This is a genomic window from Ruminococcus intestinalis (genome assembly GCF_014288065.1).
GTDB lineage: Bacteria > Bacillota > Clostridia > Oscillospirales > Acutalibacteraceae > Ruminococcoides > Ruminococcoides intestinale_A.
Window position 1 is genome coordinate 95,041 of record NZ_JACOPS010000002.1, and the last position, 18,750, is coordinate 113,790.

Below are 18,750 nucleotides of genomic sequence, written 5' to 3' on the forward strand. Positions count from 1 at the left end.
GGAAGAAGCCAGCGTTTGCGGAAATGTCACAATTTACGGAGGTAAAGTTTCAAATTTCACTTGCCTTTTTGCACTTGTTATGATATTATTAGTATGCGTACTAAAACACTTAAAGAGAGGTAATATATTTGCGAAGAGACAGCAGTGAAACAAAGAGGAAAATACTGACCGTGTGCGTCCGTCTCTTTCTGGAACAGGGATATAAAAACACCTCTGTCAGTCAGATTGTGGACGAAGCAGACGTGGCAAGAGGAAGCTATTTGAATTTGTTTCCGACCAAGGACAGAGTTTTGCTGGATTTGACCGAAACGATGTTCGGCGGACAGTTCGGCGTGGCGAGAAGCATCGCAGACAGCAAGCTGCCGCCGGTTTACGCCTATGCGGTGGAAACGGCTATCCAGCTGACACTGACCGAGTTAAACGAGAACCTGCGGGAAATCTACATTGAGGCCTATTCCCTACCCGACACGTCGGAATATATTTACCTGCATACCACGGCAGAGCTGAAGCAGATCTTCAGCGCAAATTTCCCGGATTACAGCGACAGCGACTTTTACGAGATGGAAATCGGCACGGCAGGACTGATGCGCAATTATATGGCGAGAAAATGCGATATTCATTTCCCGATGGAGCGCAAGCTCAGCCGCTTTTTGACGGAGGCCATGCGAGTGTATAAGGTGCCGGAGGAGGAACAGGCAAGGGTGCTTGCCTTTATTCAATCGCTGGATATCAAGGCAATTGCCACAGAGGTTATGTATAAGCTGTTTGCCATGCTGGAAATGAAATATGATTTTAAGCTGTCAAAGAACGGCGAAACGGAGGTAACAGAATATGAAAAAACGAATACTTAGTATCTTGCTGACTTTATGCATGACGCTCTGCCTTACGCCGATAAGCGTATTCGCCGAGGAGGTTGGGGCAGAGGACTCTGCTGCGATACAGCTTGGTACAGATGCACTAAGTGTGTTAAGTAAAAATGTAAACACAGCGACCGCACCGACTGTGTATTTCGGGCAAAACCATGAAAATAATCCCGCTGCATGGCGAGTTATCGGCTATGACGGAAGCGGTGTTACAAGCTCACAGGGGGATATTACCCTGCTCGCGGCAGGCGCTATGGGAGTTATACCATTTGCCGATACCATATTAAACAACGAATACGCACCGAGTAATTTGAAAGCCACAATAGATGCGCTTGCGGAAAAGCTGACGACAGAAGAAAATGCTGCCGTAAAGAAACGGGCGCTTACAAGCGGAAGTTACGACGGAGAGAATACCGACTGTGTAGCGGGAGGGCAGGTGGATAACGCTGTATTCTGGCCACTTTCCGCAAAAGAGGCTATTGTTGTAAACAACGATCTGCGTGCCTTGAATCCTGCACATCCGAATTGGGTGACAACCGCTTGGTGGCTGCGCTCCCCCGGCTCCAATAAATATAATGTCGCCGTCGTGCGTAGTGATGGTTCTGTCGAATACTCTGGGTACACTATGCTCATTTTCAATAATCATCGGACTGTTCGTCCCGCTTTTAACTTAAATCTGAACTCTGTCCTTTTTGCATCTGCCGCTGTGGGCGGAAAGCCTGACGGAGGGCTGACCGAAGTTTCCAAATACAGCGGAAACGAATGGAAACTGACGCTTTTAGATAGTAGACGCAATTTTGCCGTAACGGAAAAAACTGTCAGCGCCGCCCCCGACGATACCGTTACGCTGAATTACAAAGGGGCGACCACAGGGAAAAATGAATATATCTCTGTCATCCTGGCGGATAACAATGGCGCACAGTATTACGGCAGAGTAGCACAGCCTACTGCCGAAAGCGGAACGGTTGAAATCAAAATCCCGTCTGACATTGCACCGGGCGACTATACCATGAAGGTCTTCAGCGAGCAGTATAACGGTGACTGCAAGACCGACCTTGCAAGTGCTTTTGCGGATGTCACGCTGACGGTGGAAAGTCAGCCTGACGAGCAGTTTACCCTCACCCCCGGTGGCAGATACTATTTTGACCTTTCGGCGATGAACATCCCCGGAACGGTAAACAGCAATCTGCCGGACAGCACACTTCATTATGTGCCTTTTACCTATGCAGGCACGGTCAACGCTTATAAGCTCACATCGGAAATGGCAACCACCGAGGAGTATGCTCAGAAGAATAAATATCCCCACAGCCTATTCATTGCGGACTATGTCGTAACGCATACGGTAAGCTGGGATGACTTAAATACGAAAAGTCTGATTTTCGGCAAAGATTATGCCAGCGGCGGCGTGGACTATACCCTGCGCGCACCGTCTGTGGGAAGTAACTTTATAGGTTTGGGCAATTCCGAACGCGGCGTGCCCCAAAGCAACGAATGGGACACGATGCTGAACAAGAACAGCGGATATATCCAAAACTGGAATAAAATGTATTCGTGGGGACAGGATACTTCTTCTGCCGCCGAGTCGTTCCGGGCGTACCGTGGGTACAACTCGGCCCGCTTCTGGTATTACACCTCGTCCTCGTTTCGGAACGTCTACCTCGGTTTCCGCCCCGTCCTTGAAGTCCTGAACCCTGGCACACTGGGTTCTGACGGACTGAAAGCCGTTACCCTCAACCTTGGCGGCGGCAAGCTGGGCGGCAGCTCCGATGCTATTCACATCATCGTGAAAAACGGCAGAGCATTTACCGCCCCTGCGTCCGACGGCCTGACCCGCCCGGACGGAAATACAGGCAGCTACTTCATGTGGCTTGACGGCAATGGCAAATCCTACGAACCCGGCGACAGCGTTCCTGCTGATGTGACGGAACTGACGGTGCAGTGGACAGCCCCGACCTATACCGTAACCCTGCACGCAAACGGCGGCACGATCAACAACGGCAATGTCACCGAATACACCTACGGCGTGGGTGCAACACTTCCGACAGCCGACGATATGACCTATACGGGATATACGTTCAAGGGCTGGTATGACAACGAAAATCTGACCGGCTCTCCTGTTACGGCGATCAGCAACACCGAAACGGGCAATAAGGAATATTGGGCGAAGTGGGAGATCAATCAATATACCATCACAGTCAAACCCGAAAACGGCAAAGCGGATATTACCATAACGCAGGATTACGGCACACCAATTACCTCCCCTGCCGACCCGATAAGAGAAGGATATACCTTTATCGGCTGGGACAGGGAAATTCCCAAAACCGTGCCTGCCGAGAATATTACTGTCACGGCACAATGGGAAATCAATCAGTATACAATAGCCTTTGACACCGCAGGCGGCAGCGAGATTGCACCCATTACGCAGGACTACGGCACGAATATTACCGCCCCTGCCGACCCGACAAGAGAGGGCTACACCTTTATCGGCTGGGACAGGGAAATTCCCAAAACCATGCCCGCCGAGAATATTACTGTCACGGCACAGTGGGAAATCAATCGGTACACAATCACCTTTGACACCGCAGGCGGCAGCGAGATTGCTCCGATTACGCAGGACTACGGCACGAATATTACCGCTCCCGCCAACCCGACAAGAAAAGGTTATACCTTTAAGGGGTGGGATAAGGAAATCCCCGAAACCATGCCGGCAGAGAATATAACGGTTAAAGCACAATGGGAAATCAATCGGTACACAATCACCTTTGACACCGCAGGCGGCAGCGAGATTGCACCCATTACGCAGGACTACGGCACGAATATTACCGCTCCCGCCAACCCGACAAGAAAAGGCTATACCTTTAAGGGATGGGATAAGGAAATCCCCGAAACCATGCCGGCGGAGAATATAACGGTTAAAGCACAATGGGAAATCAATCAGTATACAATAGCCTTTGATACCAACGGCGGAAGTGAGATTGCAACCATTACACAGGATTACGGTACAGAAATTACCGCCCCTGACAATCCGACAAGAGAGGGCTACACCTTTATCGGCTGGGATAGGGATATTCCCGTGACCATGCCTGCCGAGAATATAACGCTTAAAGCACGGTGGAAAGACAGCGAAAAGCCCACGGGCGAAATTAAAATCAACGAGAACAGTTGGAAAGCGTTCCTCAACAATATCACCTTCGGTCTGTTCTTTAAGGACACGCAAACGGTGACGATAAACGCCGCCGACAACAGCGGTGAAACGGTAACGGTTGAATATCTGCTGTCAGATAAGGAATTGACAAAAGCGGAGTTTGACGGCATGACCTTCACAGCGTACACTGCACCGTTTGGCATTGACCCCGATAACGAATACATTATCTATGTCAGACTGACCGATAATGCAGGCAATACGGACTACATCTGCTCGGACGGCATTGTGCTTGACGGCACAAGCCCGGTGATCACCGGCATTGAGGACGGCAAGACCTACTGCGAGGCGCAGACGGTCACGATCACCGAGAAATATGTGGATACCGTTACCGTAAACGGCACGGCGGTCACGCTTGACGCAACCGGCAGCTTTACCCTCGCTCCCGCAGACGGCGAGCAGAGAATCGTTGTCACCGACAAGGCGGGCAATGAAACAAGGGTTATCGTAACCGTGAACGACGGACACACCTACGAGTGGCAGAGCGAAAACGGGCAGTATTGGCAGAAGTGTAAATTCTGCAATCACGAAACTGCAAAAAAGGATATTCCGACCATTAACATCAGTGGTGCAGATAAGGTTTGCCGGATGCAGGATTACAAATTCAGCTTTACTTTGCCGGAGGGTGCTACCGACGCAGCCTACGGATACGAGTTTATCGGTCTGGGCGACGGTCCTCTTACCCCTACTTTTGAAGGCGGTATGTACTGCGGCGTTATAAAATCCGCCGCCTATCCGGCAGAAGAAACCAGCTTCAAGCTGATCGTAAGTGCAAAGACCGCTGACGGCTTTGAGTTCTCTGCCGAAAAGACCGTAGCCATTCAGAACGAACATTCCGGCGGAACAGCAACCTGCACGGAGCAGGCAACCTGTGAGATTTGCGGTGAGAAGTACGGCGATCTGAAGCCGCACAGCTATTCAGTCAAGTGGTCAACGGGTGAAGCAAGCCATTGGCACGAGTGTACCGAGTGCAGAGCAAAAACAGATGAAGCCGAGCACACGGATACCAACAAGGATCATAAGTGCGATGTTTGCGACAAGGTTTTGAGTGAGTGCACCGATACCAATAAGGATCACAAGTGCGATCTCTGTGGCAAGGCACTCAGTGAGCACTCCGGCGGTAAGGCCACCTGCAAGGATAAGGCAAAGTGTGAGTTCTGTGGCGAAAGCTACGGAGAGTTGAATGCAAACAACCACTCTGATTTGAAACACTTCCCGGCAGTGGCGGCGACCAAGACTGCCGAGGGCAATATCGAGTACTGGTACTGCGAAGGCTGTGGTAAATATTACAGCGACAAGGACGGTACAAAGGAAATCAAAAAAGCCGACACCGTAACGGCGAAGCTGAAGGACGATTCCAAATCTCCGCAGACCGGCGATACAAGCAACCTTGCTTTGTGGATTGCCTTGCTGTTTGTCAGCGGCGGTGCTGCCATTGGTACAACGGTTGTAAGCAGAAAGAAAAAGTACAACAGATAATTGAATAGCGTTCCCTTGCTCCAGCTTCCGAGCAAAACAAAAGCGTCGTAGAAATACGGCGCTTTTTTGTTACCCGGAAGCGACAAACAGCGGCTTTTGAATGACGGACGATAAAGGGGATACCGCCGCCAAAATAAAGCCGCTCATATCGAAAGAAAACGCCCAAAATCACCCCGAAACCATACAGCGGGGTCAGGTTTTGGGCGTTTCTGCGTTTCGGGAGCAAATCGGCAATAGGCAGCGATAAGGAGGTGGCCCCTATGCCCCGTATGCCGAAATACCTCAAGAGAGAATGGGCGTTCTTTCTTGATGAGCGTGGCAGGAAGAAATACTACGAGCTTTGCAGGAAATGCGAAAGGAGCTGCAAGCAGAGCTTCCGTGCCGCCGTTATCCAATGCCCGCACTATCTATCAAAAAGGAGAACAAGACAATGACAGACTATCCGAACAACACCCCAGCAAAGCTGGAAATCATCATGGCAAGCGAAATTATACCCAAGGGGGTGCACTGGCTGTGGTATCCGTATATTCTTTTGGCAAGGTCACACTGCTGCAAGGCGACCTCGGCGACGGCAAGAGTAAGCTGATGCTTTCTCTTGCCGCTTTGCTTTCCAAGGGAGCACCGCTTCCCTTTGCCGATGAGGACGAGAGCGGCGAGCCGATGACCGTTATCTATCAGACCACCGAGGACGATGCAGACGATACCGTTGTGCCGAGATTTAATTCGGCAGGTGGTGATGGAGACAGGCTCATCTTCATCAAGGAGGACGAAAAGAGCCTGACCTTCGGGGACGACCGTATCTGTGAAGCCGTGGAGAAGTACAACGCCAAGCTACTGAGCCTCGACCCGATGAGTTCGTATATCGGTGACATCTGCTCGATGAACAACGCCAACGAAACGAGAGCCGAGTTTAACCACCTGATTGCCGTTGCCAAGGACACCGGCTGCGCCATCGTCATCATCGCCCATATGAACAAGGCAAAGGACACACCGTACCAACGGCTCTATCGACATTGCCGGTGCAGCGAGAAGCATTCTTGCTGTCACCCGCACGGCAAACAAGCAGATCCCCGCCGAGCGCTATCTGGTGCAGGTCAAGAGCAATCTTGCACCGATGGGGTCGGCTATTCTCTTTGAGGTAGCCGACAAGGGCGTAAACTTTCTTGATGAGATGGAGCTAAGTGCGGAGGATGCTTTCTCTGCTTCTGCGCCGAGGATGGGCAGACCGAATGCCCGTGAGGAAGCGGCAACGGATTTTATCCGTTCCCTGCTGGCGGGCGGTGATGAGAATGGCGGAAGGAATTTGGAGCGTTATCCGAGTAGAGAAAATCTCCGCAGAGGGAGCGCAGAAAACCGAGCGACACAATGAGCGCAAGAATGAAAGCTACGCAAATCTTAATGTAGACACCGAGCAAATTGCCCACAATGTTCACTTCAAGAACACGGGCGGTCTGACTTACAACGAGTATTTCCAGCGGCTCATTGACGAGGGCAAAATCTCCACAAGAGGACAGAAAGCCGGTGCAACCATTTTTAATGAGTTGGTCATTGATGTGAACACAAGGTACTTTGAGGAACACGGCGGCTACGAATACGCTAAGCAGTTCTACGAGGAAGCCTACCGTTTCGGCTGTGAGATTTACGGCAAGGAGAACATCGTGTCGGCGGTTATGCACGCCGATGAAATCAACAAGGCGGTGTCCGAAGAACTGGGCAAGCCGGTCTACCACTACCACCTGCACATCGTGGCAATCCCCACCGTCCGAAAAGAAATCCTGTGGTCGAAACGCTGCAAGGACGAAGCCCTGAGATGTACGGTCAAGGAGGTCATCAACCAAGTTTCCCACTCAAAGAAGTGGAAGAACACCGTTCCTCTGCTGGACGAAAACGGGCAGCAGGTTATCAGCAAATACGGAAAGCCGATGTTCCGCAAGTCCTATTCCGTTCTGCAAGACAAGCTCTTTGCGCATATGACCGAAGCGGGCTTCACCGGCTTTGAGCGTGGCGTATTAGGCAGCACAGCGGAGAATCTGAGCAGCCTGGATTATCAAATTCAAAAGGATAAGGAACGACTTGCCCACATTCAGGAACGCATTGAAGCCGAGCAGGTACGCTATGAACCTGCTCACGAAGTCCACAAGACAATGGCAGAGATTGAGGGTATGGGGCAGAAAACCCTCACCGGTAAGATTGCCGTTTCCAAGGACGATTATCAGCAGCTCACAGCGCTTGCAAAGGAGGGCATCACATGCCGCAGAGAAATCCAAGATTTGAAAAGCAGCGTTTCCTACTATCAAAGGCAATATTTCAATGCGTCCTCTGCCGTGGAACGATTGCAGGAACGCTATGACCGGCTCAAAGAAAAATGCCAGCCGTTTTTGCAGGCACTGGAGCACTTTCCAAAGCTGGTGGAAGTCTTTGTAGAGAAGGTCAAGGAGCTTTTCAGCATCAAGGAAGCGCAGGAGCGCAAGGAATGGGAGGACAGAGCCGCCACCCGAAAAGAACAATCCAAACACCGTCGGGGCAGAAATGATTGGGAAAGATAATCCCTTCCATTACTATCCCGACTTTTTAACTTCTGCAACACTTGAATTACGGAGGTACGAAAATGAAAGACATTACAAGCACGATTACCAAGCCCCTCGCCGTCCTCGGAGAGAATGGCAAAGGCTATACCAAGGAAGCCAACTTCATTTCGTGGAACGGCAATGCCGCCAAGCTGGACATCCAACCACGAGCACTGCGGGAAAGGTATCACGCTCACGGAGGACGAGGAATATACAAGACCTTCTCCCCTTGACGAATTATTTGCCGAGCTTGAAATGAAAAATCCTGACCATATTGCACTCAAATATTACCGTTCCTATTATTCAGGCTCAGCTAAAACATTAAAGTCAATACAGATTACGCTTGCCGCACGACTTGAAAAGTTTAACCTTGAAAGTCTTGCGGCTTTGACTTGTACGGATGAGCTTGACTTGCCTTCTATGGGTGAGAAAAAGGTTGCGTTGTATGCCCTGATACCTGACAACGATTCGAGTTTCAATTTCTTGGTATCAATTCTTTACACACAGTTATTCCAACAGCTTTTCTATTTGGCAGACCATATTCACGGCGGAGCGTTACCTGTTCCGGTTCACTTTCTTATGGACGAGTTTGCAAATGTATCGCTTCCCGATGACTTCGACAAGATTTTGTCGGTTATGCGTTCCCGTGGTGTATCGGTCAGTATTATCTTACAGAACCTTGCACAGCTCAAGGCTTTGTTTGAAAAGCAATGGGAGAGCATCGTAGGTAACTGCGACGAGTTCCTTTATCTCGGCGGTAATGAGCAAAGTACACATAAGTATGTGTCCGAGCTTCTCGGCAAAGAAACGATTGATACCAACACCTACGGCAAGAGTACCGGTCGAAGCGGAAACTACTCCACCAATTATCAAATTTCAGGTAGAGAGTTACTTACTCCCGACGAGGTTCGTATGCTCGATAACCAATATGCCATTTTATTTATTCGTGGAGAACGCCCGGTTATGGATTTCAAATACGATATTTTGAAACACCCAAATGTGGCGCTTACCACAGACGGTAAAGCTGCTGCCTATAAACACGGCGAAGTTACCGTCAAACATTCAGCTCTCTCCGTTCTTGATATTGACCCGAATGAAATTCCTGAGGTTAATTACGGAGAAACAAACTATGAACTTCTGTCCGATGAGGACTTTGAAGTCAATAAAAACTTATTCTAACGGAGAAATTTACAATGACTAATTTTAATAAGAACAATGAAAAGAAAACAACTCAGAAGCTCCCTATGACCGGAAAGGTTAAAAGAGGCTTCCGTACTTACTGTGCTGCGGTGGTAGCTGTTACTGCCCTTTGCAGTATGGGAATTACTGCATTTGCGGCAAATGACCCTATTGCAGTAGTCAATAACTTGTCCAATTTTATCTTCGGACTCATTCGTGCAATCGGTATGATTATGATTTTGCTTGGCTTCGGTATCGTTCAGGTCGGTCTCTCTTTGAAGTCTCACGACCCATCTCAGAGAGCCAACGGTTTCCTTACCCTTGCAGGCGGTATCATCATTACCTTTGCAAAGGAAATTCTTAACCTTATTGCCGGTTAAAGAACACAGTTATCTTATGGAATGTACCTACTGTTAAGGTATGCCCCAAATCTTTAAGGAGGTGAAACAAATGAGTGACCGAATCATTTGTGAGATGATGGGCTTGTAATTTGATTTTTTCATATAATTGAGCTATAATATACTTGTTTGATTTACATTTGATAGAGCGAGCATATATCAAGCGTAAATCACTCCTGTCGTAGAAAAATGATTTGCAAGATTCACTACTGATGAAAAATTGTTCGTATTTCCGTAGTAAGGTTCAAAAAGGGTTCTAGGTAACCGACCGTTTCATTATGCAATCATTGATAAAAACTGCTACGAAGAAAGGAGGTAAACGCTATGGCTCGAAACAAGGGCGTGTCGGGTAAAACCCACACTAAACAACAGTTAGATGATTATGCAAATCAGCATAATCCTAACAACAAAGCATACAAAGCCAAAGTAACAAACCAAAAACAAATTAAGAAACAAAAGGGTAAAGAACATCCTGATTATGTTGCTGATTTGGATTGGATGTGTTTTAGCAAAGGTCCGTATGAATTTGATTAAAAATTGAATATGCTTTGAGTGGAAACATCAATCAGAAATGGTTGATGTTTTTCTTTTTCCAAGAAAGGATTATTATGGAAATTAAAATTAACCGAGAAATACGAAATTACACAGAGTCAATGTTCTTTGGACTGTCGTTAAGACAGTTCATTTTTTCTGTCCTTGCCTGCGGTGTTGCGGTAGGATTGTATTTCCTGTTGAAACCGCATTTAGGAACAGAAACAGTATCGTGGGTTTGTATATTGGGAGCAGCACCCTTTGCAGCTCTCGGTTTTGTGAAATACAACGGAATGACCGCTGAAAAGTTTTTATGGGCTTTTATTAAGTCGGAATTTCTTATGCCTAAGAAACTCGTCTTTCATTCCACTAATACTTACTACGAACTGATGAAACCAATTATTGAAAATAAACAGAAGGAGGCATATAAGAACAATGATTAAAACACTTTCAAACCTGTTCAAGCAGGATAAAGAAAAGTTTGTAGTGCCAAAGGGAGTGCAGGATTGTATTCCCATTTACGCTATCTATGATGACGGTATTTTCCGTGTGGGCAAGGACAAATATTCCAAAAGCTTTAAGTTTACGGATATTAACTACGCCGTTGCGAGTCGTGAGGATAAGGATGCTATGTTCCTTGAATATTCCGAACTGCTTAACCCTTTGGATAGCGGTGCTACAACAAAACTCACTATTAACAACAGACGGCTCAACCGTTTGGACTTTGAAAAAACTATACTTATTCCCGAAGCCGGAGATAAGCTGGATATGTATCGAGAAGAATACAACAAAATGCTTCTTGATAAAGCAACCGGGGCAAATGCTATTGTTCAGGACAAATATGTCACTATCTCCATCAACAAAAAGAATGTGGATGACGCACGAATCTATTTTGCACGTGTGGGCGCAAATTTGATTGGACACTTCGCAAGACTTGGCAGCAAGTGCGTTGAGCTTGAAACCGATGAGAGGCTTAGAATTGTCCACGATTTCTTCCGTGTCGGCGAGGAAACCTCTTATCACTTCAACATCAGGGAAACACGAAAAAAGGGACACGACTTCAAGGATTATGTCTGCCCGGATACAATGGAATTTGAAAAGGACTACTTCAAAATGGGAGACCGTTACGGGAGAGTCCTTTTTCTGCGTGAGTACGCTTCCTATATCAAAGACAGTATGGTTGCCGAGCTTACCGACCTTAACCGCAATCTGATGATGTCCATTGACATTATCCCTGTTCCTACGGACGAAGCGGTACGAGAAGCCGAGAGCCGACTTCTCGGTGTTGAAACCAATATTACCAACTGTCAGAGAAAGCAGAATATGAATAACAACTTTTCTGCCACAGTTCCGTATGATATGGAGCAGCAGAAGAAAGAAATGAAAGAGTTCCTTGATGACCTTACCACTCGTGATCAGCGAATGATGGTCGCTGTACTCACTATGGTTCATACTGCGGACTCTAAAGAACAACTCGATAACGACACCGAAGCTCTGCTTGCTACGGCAAGAAGGCATTTGTGTCAGTTTGCGGTACTGAAATATCAGCAGATGGACGGACTAAACACTGCAATGCCATTTGGAACGAGAAAGATTGACGCTTTCAGAACCTTGACTACGGAAAGCCTTGCAGTATTTATTCCTTTCCGTGTTCAGGACATTTACCACGAGAACGGCATTTACTACGGTCAGAATGTTATCAGCAAAAATATGATTATCGCCGACCGCAGACAGCTCCTTAACTGTAATTCCTTTATCCTCGGCGTATCCGGTGGCGGTAAATCCTTTGCAGCAAAGGGAGAGATTGAAAATATCATTCTTTCCTCCGACGCAGATGTTATTATCATCGACCCTGAGCGAGAATATTCTCAGCTTGTCAAGGCTCTCGGCGGCGAAATCATCAATATTTCCGCTACTTCTCCGAGCCATATCAATGCGATGAATATGAACAAGGAATACGGTGACGGTGCAAACCCGGTAATTCTCAAATCCGAGTTCATTATGTCACTTTGCGAGCAACTTATAGGCGGAACAAATCTCGGAGCAAAACAGAAGTCTATTATTGACCGCTGTACTGCAAGCGTATATCGTGAATATCAGCAAAGAGGATATACAGGTACAGTTCCGACCTTGCAAGACTTCCGTGCAGAGCTTCTTAAACAGGACGAACCGGAAGCAAGAGAAATTGCCCTTGCCATTGAGTTGTTTACCAATGGTTCTCTCAATACCTTTGCAAAAGAACGAATATCTGACTGTACATACAGTAAGAGAAATCCATAAGTTTTTAAGAATTGCCTTTAATCAGGCAGTAAAATGGGAGCTGATGACAAGAAATCCGGTTATCAATGCAACCCTACCGAAAGAGGAACATCAAAAATGAGAGATTTGGACAGCGGAAACGCTTATGCACGCTCTCGAAGTGTGCGACGATGATATTCTCTCTTTAGCTATCAATCTTTCCTTTGCTTGTTCACTACGAATTGGAGAAATGCTCGGACTGACTTGGGATTGTGTTGATATATCGGAGGAAAGCTTGAGAGACAACAATGCTTCCATCTATGTAGATAAGGAACTTCAGCGAGTAAACAGAGATGTAATGGAGGTGCTTGATAATAAGGACATTATCCGTGTATTTCCGAGAACTCTGTCAAATACGCAAACATCACTTGTTTTGAAAACACCGAAAACCAAAACCAGTGTGAGAAAAATCTTCTTGCCGTCAACCGTAGCTCAAATGCTGTTAGAGAGGAAAAAGCAGATTGACGAAATGAAAGAGCTATTCGGTGATGAGTATTTGGATTATAACTTGGTATTCTGCCATTCGTCTGGCAAACCGATGGAAGGTCAGGTAATCAACCGTGCTTTGAAAAAGCTGATACAGTACAACAACTTACCCGATGTGGTGTTTCACAGCTTCCGTCACGCAAGTATAAGCTACAAGCTGAAATGGAACGGCGGCGATATGAAATTGGTTCAGGGCGACTCAGGACACGCCCGAATGGATATGGTTGCCGATGTTTACAGCCATATCATTGACGAGGACAGGCGATACAATGCACAGAAGTTTGAGGAACAGTTCTACAATGCAAAAGGTCTCAAAAATGTGGAGGAAGGAAAAACTGCTCCAATGCCCAAGTTTGAAACTTCGGTTGAATTGCTTGACCCGATGGCAGAGGTTCAAAAAGAGAGCAAAGTTGAAGAAGAGCCTGTTGAAAACAGTGCAGACGAAAACGCTGCCTTGCTCGCAAAACTGTTATCAAACCCGGATACAGCAGCATTGTTAAAGGCTTTAGCAAAAACAATTTAGTCATACAAAAAAAGGCAATCCGTCAGGGTTGCCTTTTGTAATGCCTGAAAAACCTTGAAATCAAGACGAAAAGCCATTATAATATTTGGACACAGATTTCTTATTTGCATAAGAGAATGCTTAAACTTGAAATGCGTTTCCTGTGATTTATGGGTTACAGATTAACTCAATGATGTTTCCCATATTTCTTTGCATTTGCTAATAACCTGCTAAAAGGAAGGCAAAAAACCACGAAAAATTAGCAGGTTTTAGACGAGAATTTATTGACAGTGAACCCCTGGAAAAGCCAGTAAAATCAAGGATTTTTGAGGATTTCGAGGGAATAAAAAATGCCCCTCCGAGGCTTCTCCTAAGCAGAAGGTCGGGGGTTCATTCCCTTTTGGCACGCCAAACTAAACCCGCACCGAGGAGTTGTTTTTATGACTTTCGGTGCGGGTTTTTCTGTATCTCTTGATTTTTATTTAATATGAGAATATAATAAATTTCAACGGAATGTCGGCGGCCTGTGCCTGATTATTCGATATTCGTTTTTATTTAACAAAATATTACACAGATTAGGAAAAATGATATGATTATTAAAAGAGCTGTTTTACATATACTTGACTTCAATTCGGGAATGAGCGTTTTTTCTCAAAACGAACTTGACTGTACAGATGATACGGTAAGCACATTTCTTCAAAAGCACCTTGAAAAACTTCACAAGGATTCCGCGGGAAAAAGCGGTACTTTTAATGCCGACAGCGGTTTTGCGGCGGCGCTGACGGAATACGGCAACAAAGGTCTTGAATTTATAGATTTCACTTCACAAATTGCCAATGTTCTTTATGAGAATATTTCTCTTTCCGACAAACTTGACGCAATAGATTTTGTTGCGGCAGATTATATAAATGACGATTCCGACTACTTTGCAATTCTGCTTATAACCAACAAATCCGCCTATACTCATCAGGTAATTACAGATGAAAACGGTATTCATAACAAAATTATGAAGCATTACGCTATCCTGCCTGCCCCGTCGCAAAAAATAGATTCATATGCGATTATAAATATGAAAACGGGAGAAATACATTTTTCTGATAAAAAGCGCCAAATCGACGGCAACAGCGTATATGTACTTCCGGAAATACTGCTCGAATGTTCATCGGGCGTTTCCGCAAAAGAGGCTGTAAAAATCGTAAGGGAAACCGCAAACGAGGTCGCCGAAGAATACGGAGTAAACTCGGCAGTCGCCGTTTCAAAGGCAAAAAGCTACATTGTCGAAAACTGCGAGGAATCCGACACCATTTCCACACAGGAACTTGCCGAAAATATTTTTTCGGAGTCACCAATTATGCAAGAGGCATTTGAAAAGAAAATCGAAGAAAAAGAAATACCCAAAGACTTAAAAATCGAAAAAGCATCTGCCGTAAGAGCCATCAAAAGTCAGAAAATAAAAACCGATACGGGCATAGAAATAACCGTACCCGTAGAATATTTTGAAGATGACAGATATATTGAGTTTATCAACAACAACGACGGCACAATTTCAATCGCACTTAAAAATATCGGCAAACTTATAAACAGATAAACCCGCTTTTTTAATTCGTAAAAAATTTTTGAATAATTTTTAAATAATGCTTGACAAATCGATCCGTATTTGATATAATCAATATCGCTGATTGAGATTACAGTATTTCGGCGACATAGCCAAGTGGTAAGGCACGAGTCTGCAAAACTCCGATTCCCCAGTTCGAATCTGGGTGTCGCCTCCAAATTTTGTAAAAGCACTTCGTAAGAGGTGCTTTTACAAATAACAATAACTTTATGGGAGCATAGCTCAGCTGGGAGAGCATCTGCCTTACAAGCAGAGGGTCATAGGTTCGAGTCCTATTGTTCCCACCAAAGGGTAAAAGTTTTATGCCTTTGCCCTTTTTATTATGCGGATGTAGCTCATCTGGTAGAGCGCCACCTTGCCAAGGTGGAGGTAGCGGGTTCGAGCCCCGTCATCCGCTCCAAAAAACATTAAAAAAGCACTCGTCAAAAGACGAGTGCTTTTTAACTATATACCAACTTTTGATAAATAGGTTCTATTTTAAGGTTCTATTTTTAATATTGGGGTAATAATAAATTATGGTTTAGCAAATTGTTTCGGCAAGTAATTATAAAAGTTTGGTCGACCTTTTCAAAGGTCGTGGGTGTGGGCAAAGCCCACAAATACTTTCCGTTTATGCAATCTGACGATAGCCAAACAGCTTGCTGTTTGGCGGCTTGAACACAACGGCGTTAGCCTTAAAAAGCGATAGCAATAAGAAAAGAAATTCGTTATTTCATTAAAAAAATATAGGTTTTTTTAATGGCTGTCGCCTGTTTTAACAAACTTGGTTTTAGCACGCAAACAGCGTGGCTGTTTGCGCCTGATAAATTGTTATATCAGAAAATTTTTATGGGCACTGCCCAAACCCGCAATTTTTGAAAAAATTGAGTAAACTTTTTTGCTTTTGGGAGGATAATTTATGTCCGTCCGAAATAAACATCTGCAAAATCGTTGCGTCATTAACATCAATCTTACCGTCGCTGTTAAAATCTCCGAATACAGCCTTTGTTGTATCAATTTCATAACTGCCCGTAGAGTTGTCTGCGCTTACATATGCCACATAGCAAGTACCGCCCTTTGCCACAGATGTTACGAATGTATATTTCTCATCTTTACCGAGAGTTTTACTGTTAATAACCTCGCCCTTTTCATTTAAAAGATATACATTCACACTGTCAATATGAGATGTTGCAAGAACCGCAAGCATTGCTTTCTTGTCAAAACTGTATTTAAAAATATCCACCTTGTCGGTTTCTGTCAAAAGTCCGCTGTAAATGGTTTCGGTTTCCGCATTGTTTGCGGTTTCGAGAGTATTGTTTGAACCCTCCTCGGTTTCGGAGAAAGATTCATAAAACGGCGTAAAAGTAAAGTCAACGCTGTACTTTCCCGTTACTTTTTCGTATGCCGAAATTTTTATTGTATATGTGCCTGCCGATATATATAACTTCTCATTAAAACTTCCGCTGCGACAGCTTTCTTCAACATAATTATCCCCGATTATGTTTTATCAATATTTAATTTTATCTGTTCAAAAGTTACACCGTATTTTTTTGCAATATCTCTTGCGTAACTGCTTCCCTGCGGCGGTGAAATGTAAACTTTAAACGAGCGTTCACCGTTGTCAACTCCCGTTACAAGGCTTTGTACAATACTTTTGCCCTCTGTTTTGGTGTTCATTTCGTCAAGGTTTTTAGCCAAATCGTGCATATGTGTGTTAAACACAGACCTTACTCCGAGGTAACGCATTGCCCGCACGACATCTTTTGCAATAAACAAACCCTCCGATACATTTGTGGTTGCAAGGCTTTCATTAAGCAAAAGCATACTGTTTTCGGTTGCAATATCAAAAATTTCCGCAAGTCTTTTGCTTTCTTCGCCAAGTCTGCCCAGGTCAACTGTGTCGTTTTCATCTGCCGGAAAATGCGTAAAAATATTATCGCAAGGACTGATTTTCAGCTCACGGCAAGGTGCGTAAATACCGTTTTGAGCAAGCAAAACAGCAAGACCGACAGCTTGAGTGAAAGTGGTCTTTCCTCCCCTGTTCGGACCCGTAAGAATATAAATTCTGCCTGATTCGTCGTCAAAATCAATATCATTTGCCACGATATTAAATTCTTCTCCGTTCACACGCTTTATGCCGAGTTTCAGATTATACACGCCTTTGGCAAAAATCTCTCTGTTTTCCGACGGCAGGATTTCGGGCTTGCACATAGCAAGTCCTTTTGCTCTGATTTTTTCAACCAGCTCTGCCCACCTTATATAAAAAACGATTTCAGGCATAAGTGCAGAAAGCGTGTATCCGCTGATATTTACATACTTTGTAAGCACGCTCTGAATGTCACGGACTGTTTTTCTCATAATATCGGTTACCGCCTTTTTAAGGCTGTCCGAAAGCGGGTCGGCGCCTGTCAATCCGCTTGAGGTTATATGAGGATTACCATTTGTCGGCACTGCGTCAAGAGTACCGATTCCTATATCATTTTCCTTAAACTTCGGACTTGACGGGTGAAATTTCTTAATATCCGATATATCTGTACCGAAATGAATTTCATCTCCGTTGTTGGTAAACTTCATAAAATGCTGCATAAGTCCTGAAGATGTAAAAGCCTTATCGTTAAGCGACAAAATTCCCGCATTTTTCGGTCTTAACAAATCATCAAGATTTACTCCTATCGTAATGCTCTTTACTTTTTGCACCTTGGCAAAGGTTTCGTTAATGTCGGCTTTTAACTGCGGAAAACCGCTGTTGGCATAAATATCGGTTACCGCCTTTTTAAGGCTGTCCGAAAGCGGGTCGGCGCCTGTCAATCCGCTTGAGGTTATATGAGGATTACCATTTGTCGGCACTGCGTCAAGAGTACCGATTCCTATATCATTTTCCTTAAACTTCGGACTTGACGGGTGAAATTTCTTAATATCCGATATATCTGTACCGAAATGAATTTCATCTCCGTTGTTGGTAAACTTCATAAAATGCTGCATAAGTCCTGAAGATGTAAAAGCCTTATCGTTAAGCGACAAAATTCCCGCATTTTTCGGTCTTAACAAATCATCAAGATTTACTCCTATCGTAATGCTCTTTACTTTTTGCACCTTGGCAAAGGTTTCGTTAATGTCGGCTTTTAACTGCGGAAAACCGCTGTTGGCATAAATATCGGTAACTTCTTTTTTCAGGGTAAGCAATCCCTCCGACTTTATATCAAGACTTTCAAGACATTCTTTTATTTTTGTAATGCAATTAACATAACCGTCAATCTCTCGCAGACGGTTAATCAACTTCCATAAAGAAGATGCCTCGGTGTCCTTTTGAAATCTTGAAATGTCACGCAACTCGTTAAGTTCTTCAAGAAGTTGAGCAAGAGAATCACGCAGTTTCGGAAATCTAAGAAAATCGTCAAACACATCTCCCCTATATTTCACGGTTTCTGCATCGTCTGTAATTTCGGTCATAATTTTCATTATAACATTTTGCTCATATTCACTTTTGGTAAGCGCCTTACAAATAAAATCAAGTGAAAGGTCGTTTATACTTTCTTTTGTCAGGCTCTTGAATACCGCTTTTGAATTTTGCGGATTCAACAAACTTATTTCAGCCATAAGATTATACCGCCTTTTATAAAAAATATCTATATCTTCATAAAGTTAAGTTTA

The 18,750-nt window shown here is 44.9% G+C and carries 13 protein-coding genes, 3 tRNA genes and 2 pseudogenes; 16 read left to right on the plus strand and 2 right to left on the minus strand.

Annotation, left to right across the window (positions count from 1 at the left end; translation table 11 throughout):
* Positions 1 to 128: 128 nt before the first annotated feature.
* From H8R91_RS04670 to H8R91_RS04740, 16 genes and pseudogenes are all read left to right on the plus strand, one after another.
* On the plus strand, positions 129 to 851 hold the full coding sequence (locus H8R91_RS04670) for a TetR/AcrR family transcriptional regulator (protein ID WP_207722732.1): 723 nt from the start codon (positions 129 to 131) through the stop codon (positions 849 to 851).
* Positions 832 to 5,544, plus strand: coding sequence for an InlB B-repeat-containing protein (locus H8R91_RS04675; protein ID WP_186935086.1), 4,713 nt, complete (start codon positions 832 to 834; stop codon positions 5,542 to 5,544). The genes H8R91_RS04670 and H8R91_RS04675 overlap by 20 nt, the downstream gene beginning before the upstream one ends.
* Before the next feature lie 260 nt (positions 5,545 to 5,804).
* On the plus strand, positions 5,805 to 5,978 hold the full coding sequence (locus H8R91_RS04680; RefSeq protein WP_186935087.1) for a hypothetical protein: 174 nt from the start codon (positions 5,805 to 5,807) through the stop codon (positions 5,976 to 5,978).
* 79 nt (positions 5,979 to 6,057) lie between these two features.
* The gene (locus H8R91_RS12050; RefSeq protein ID WP_366477156.1) at positions 6,058 to 6,681 is read left to right on the plus strand and encodes an AAA family ATPase; all 624 of its coding nucleotides are present in this window, start codon (positions 6,058 to 6,060) and stop codon (positions 6,679 to 6,681) included.
* Positions 6,659 to 6,913 (plus strand): hypothetical protein, encoded by a 255-nt coding sequence (locus H8R91_RS12055; RefSeq protein WP_243237747.1) that lies wholly within the window; start codon positions 6,659 to 6,661, stop codon positions 6,911 to 6,913. Before H8R91_RS12050 ends, H8R91_RS12055 begins: the two co-directional genes overlap by 23 nt.
* On the plus strand, positions 6,834 to 8,090 hold the full coding sequence (locus H8R91_RS04690; protein ID WP_186935088.1) for a plasmid recombination protein: 1,257 nt from the start codon (positions 6,834 to 6,836) through the stop codon (positions 8,088 to 8,090). The genes H8R91_RS12055 and H8R91_RS04690 overlap by 80 nt, the downstream gene beginning before the upstream one ends.
* A gap of 240 nt (positions 8,091 to 8,330) precedes the next feature.
* A pseudogene (locus H8R91_RS04695) lies at positions 8,331 to 9,290 on the plus strand (VirD4-like conjugal transfer protein, CD1115 family); the annotation flags it as partial.
* A 14-nt stretch (positions 9,291 to 9,304) separates the two neighbouring features.
* Entirely contained in the window at positions 9,305 to 9,670 is a 366-nt protein-coding gene (locus H8R91_RS04700; RefSeq protein WP_186935089.1) for a glutamyl-tRNA amidotransferase, read from the plus strand.
* Between the two features lie 342 nt (positions 9,671 to 10,012).
* A complete protein-coding gene (locus H8R91_RS04705) occupies positions 10,013 to 10,222 on the plus strand; it encodes a hypothetical protein (RefSeq protein ID WP_044761234.1) in 210 nt (69 codons plus the stop codon).
* A 74-nt stretch (positions 10,223 to 10,296) separates the two neighbouring features.
* Positions 10,297 to 10,662: a PrgI family protein gene (locus H8R91_RS04710; RefSeq protein ID WP_186935090.1), complete on the plus strand. Its 366-nt coding sequence runs from the start codon at positions 10,297 to 10,299 to the stop codon at positions 10,660 to 10,662.
* Positions 10,655 to 12,457 (plus strand): annotated as a pseudogene (locus H8R91_RS04715) (VirB4-like conjugal transfer ATPase, CD1110 family); the annotation flags it as partial. The gene H8R91_RS04710 and the pseudogene H8R91_RS04715, both read left to right, overlap by 8 nt.
* Before the next feature lie 166 nt (positions 12,458 to 12,623).
* Positions 12,624 to 13,526 (plus strand): site-specific integrase, encoded by a 903-nt coding sequence (locus tag H8R91_RS04720; RefSeq protein WP_436286326.1) that lies wholly within the window; start codon positions 12,624 to 12,626, stop codon positions 13,524 to 13,526.
* 568 nt (positions 13,527 to 14,094) lie between these two features.
* Positions 14,095 to 15,093 carry a nucleoid-associated protein gene (locus H8R91_RS04725; protein ID WP_186935091.1) on the plus strand — a complete coding sequence of 333 codons (999 nt, stop codon included), beginning with the start codon at positions 14,095 to 14,097 and terminating at the stop codon, positions 15,091 to 15,093.
* Positions 15,094 to 15,202: 109 nt separating this feature from the next.
* Positions 15,203 to 15,277 (plus strand) — tRNA-Cys (locus H8R91_RS04730).
* 54 nt (positions 15,278 to 15,331) lie between these two features.
* A tRNA-Val gene (locus tag H8R91_RS04735) sits at positions 15,332 to 15,407 on the plus strand.
* A gap of 37 nt (positions 15,408 to 15,444) precedes the next feature.
* Positions 15,445 to 15,520: transfer RNA gene (locus tag H8R91_RS04740), tRNA-Gly, on the plus strand.
* Between the two features lie 426 nt (positions 15,521 to 15,946).
* Here the strand turns inward: H8R91_RS04740 and H8R91_RS04745 are convergent.
* Together H8R91_RS04745 and H8R91_RS04750 are read right to left on the minus strand one after the other, a co-directional pair.
* Entirely contained in the window at positions 15,947 to 16,360 is a 414-nt protein-coding gene (locus H8R91_RS04745; RefSeq protein WP_186935092.1) for a hypothetical protein, read from the minus strand.
* Between the two features lie 236 nt (positions 16,361 to 16,596).
* On the minus strand, positions 16,597 to 18,696 hold the full coding sequence (locus H8R91_RS04750; protein WP_186935093.1) for a MutS-related protein: 2,100 nt from the start codon (positions 18,694 to 18,696) through the stop codon (positions 16,597 to 16,599).
* Positions 18,697 to 18,750: the final 54 nt, after the last annotated feature.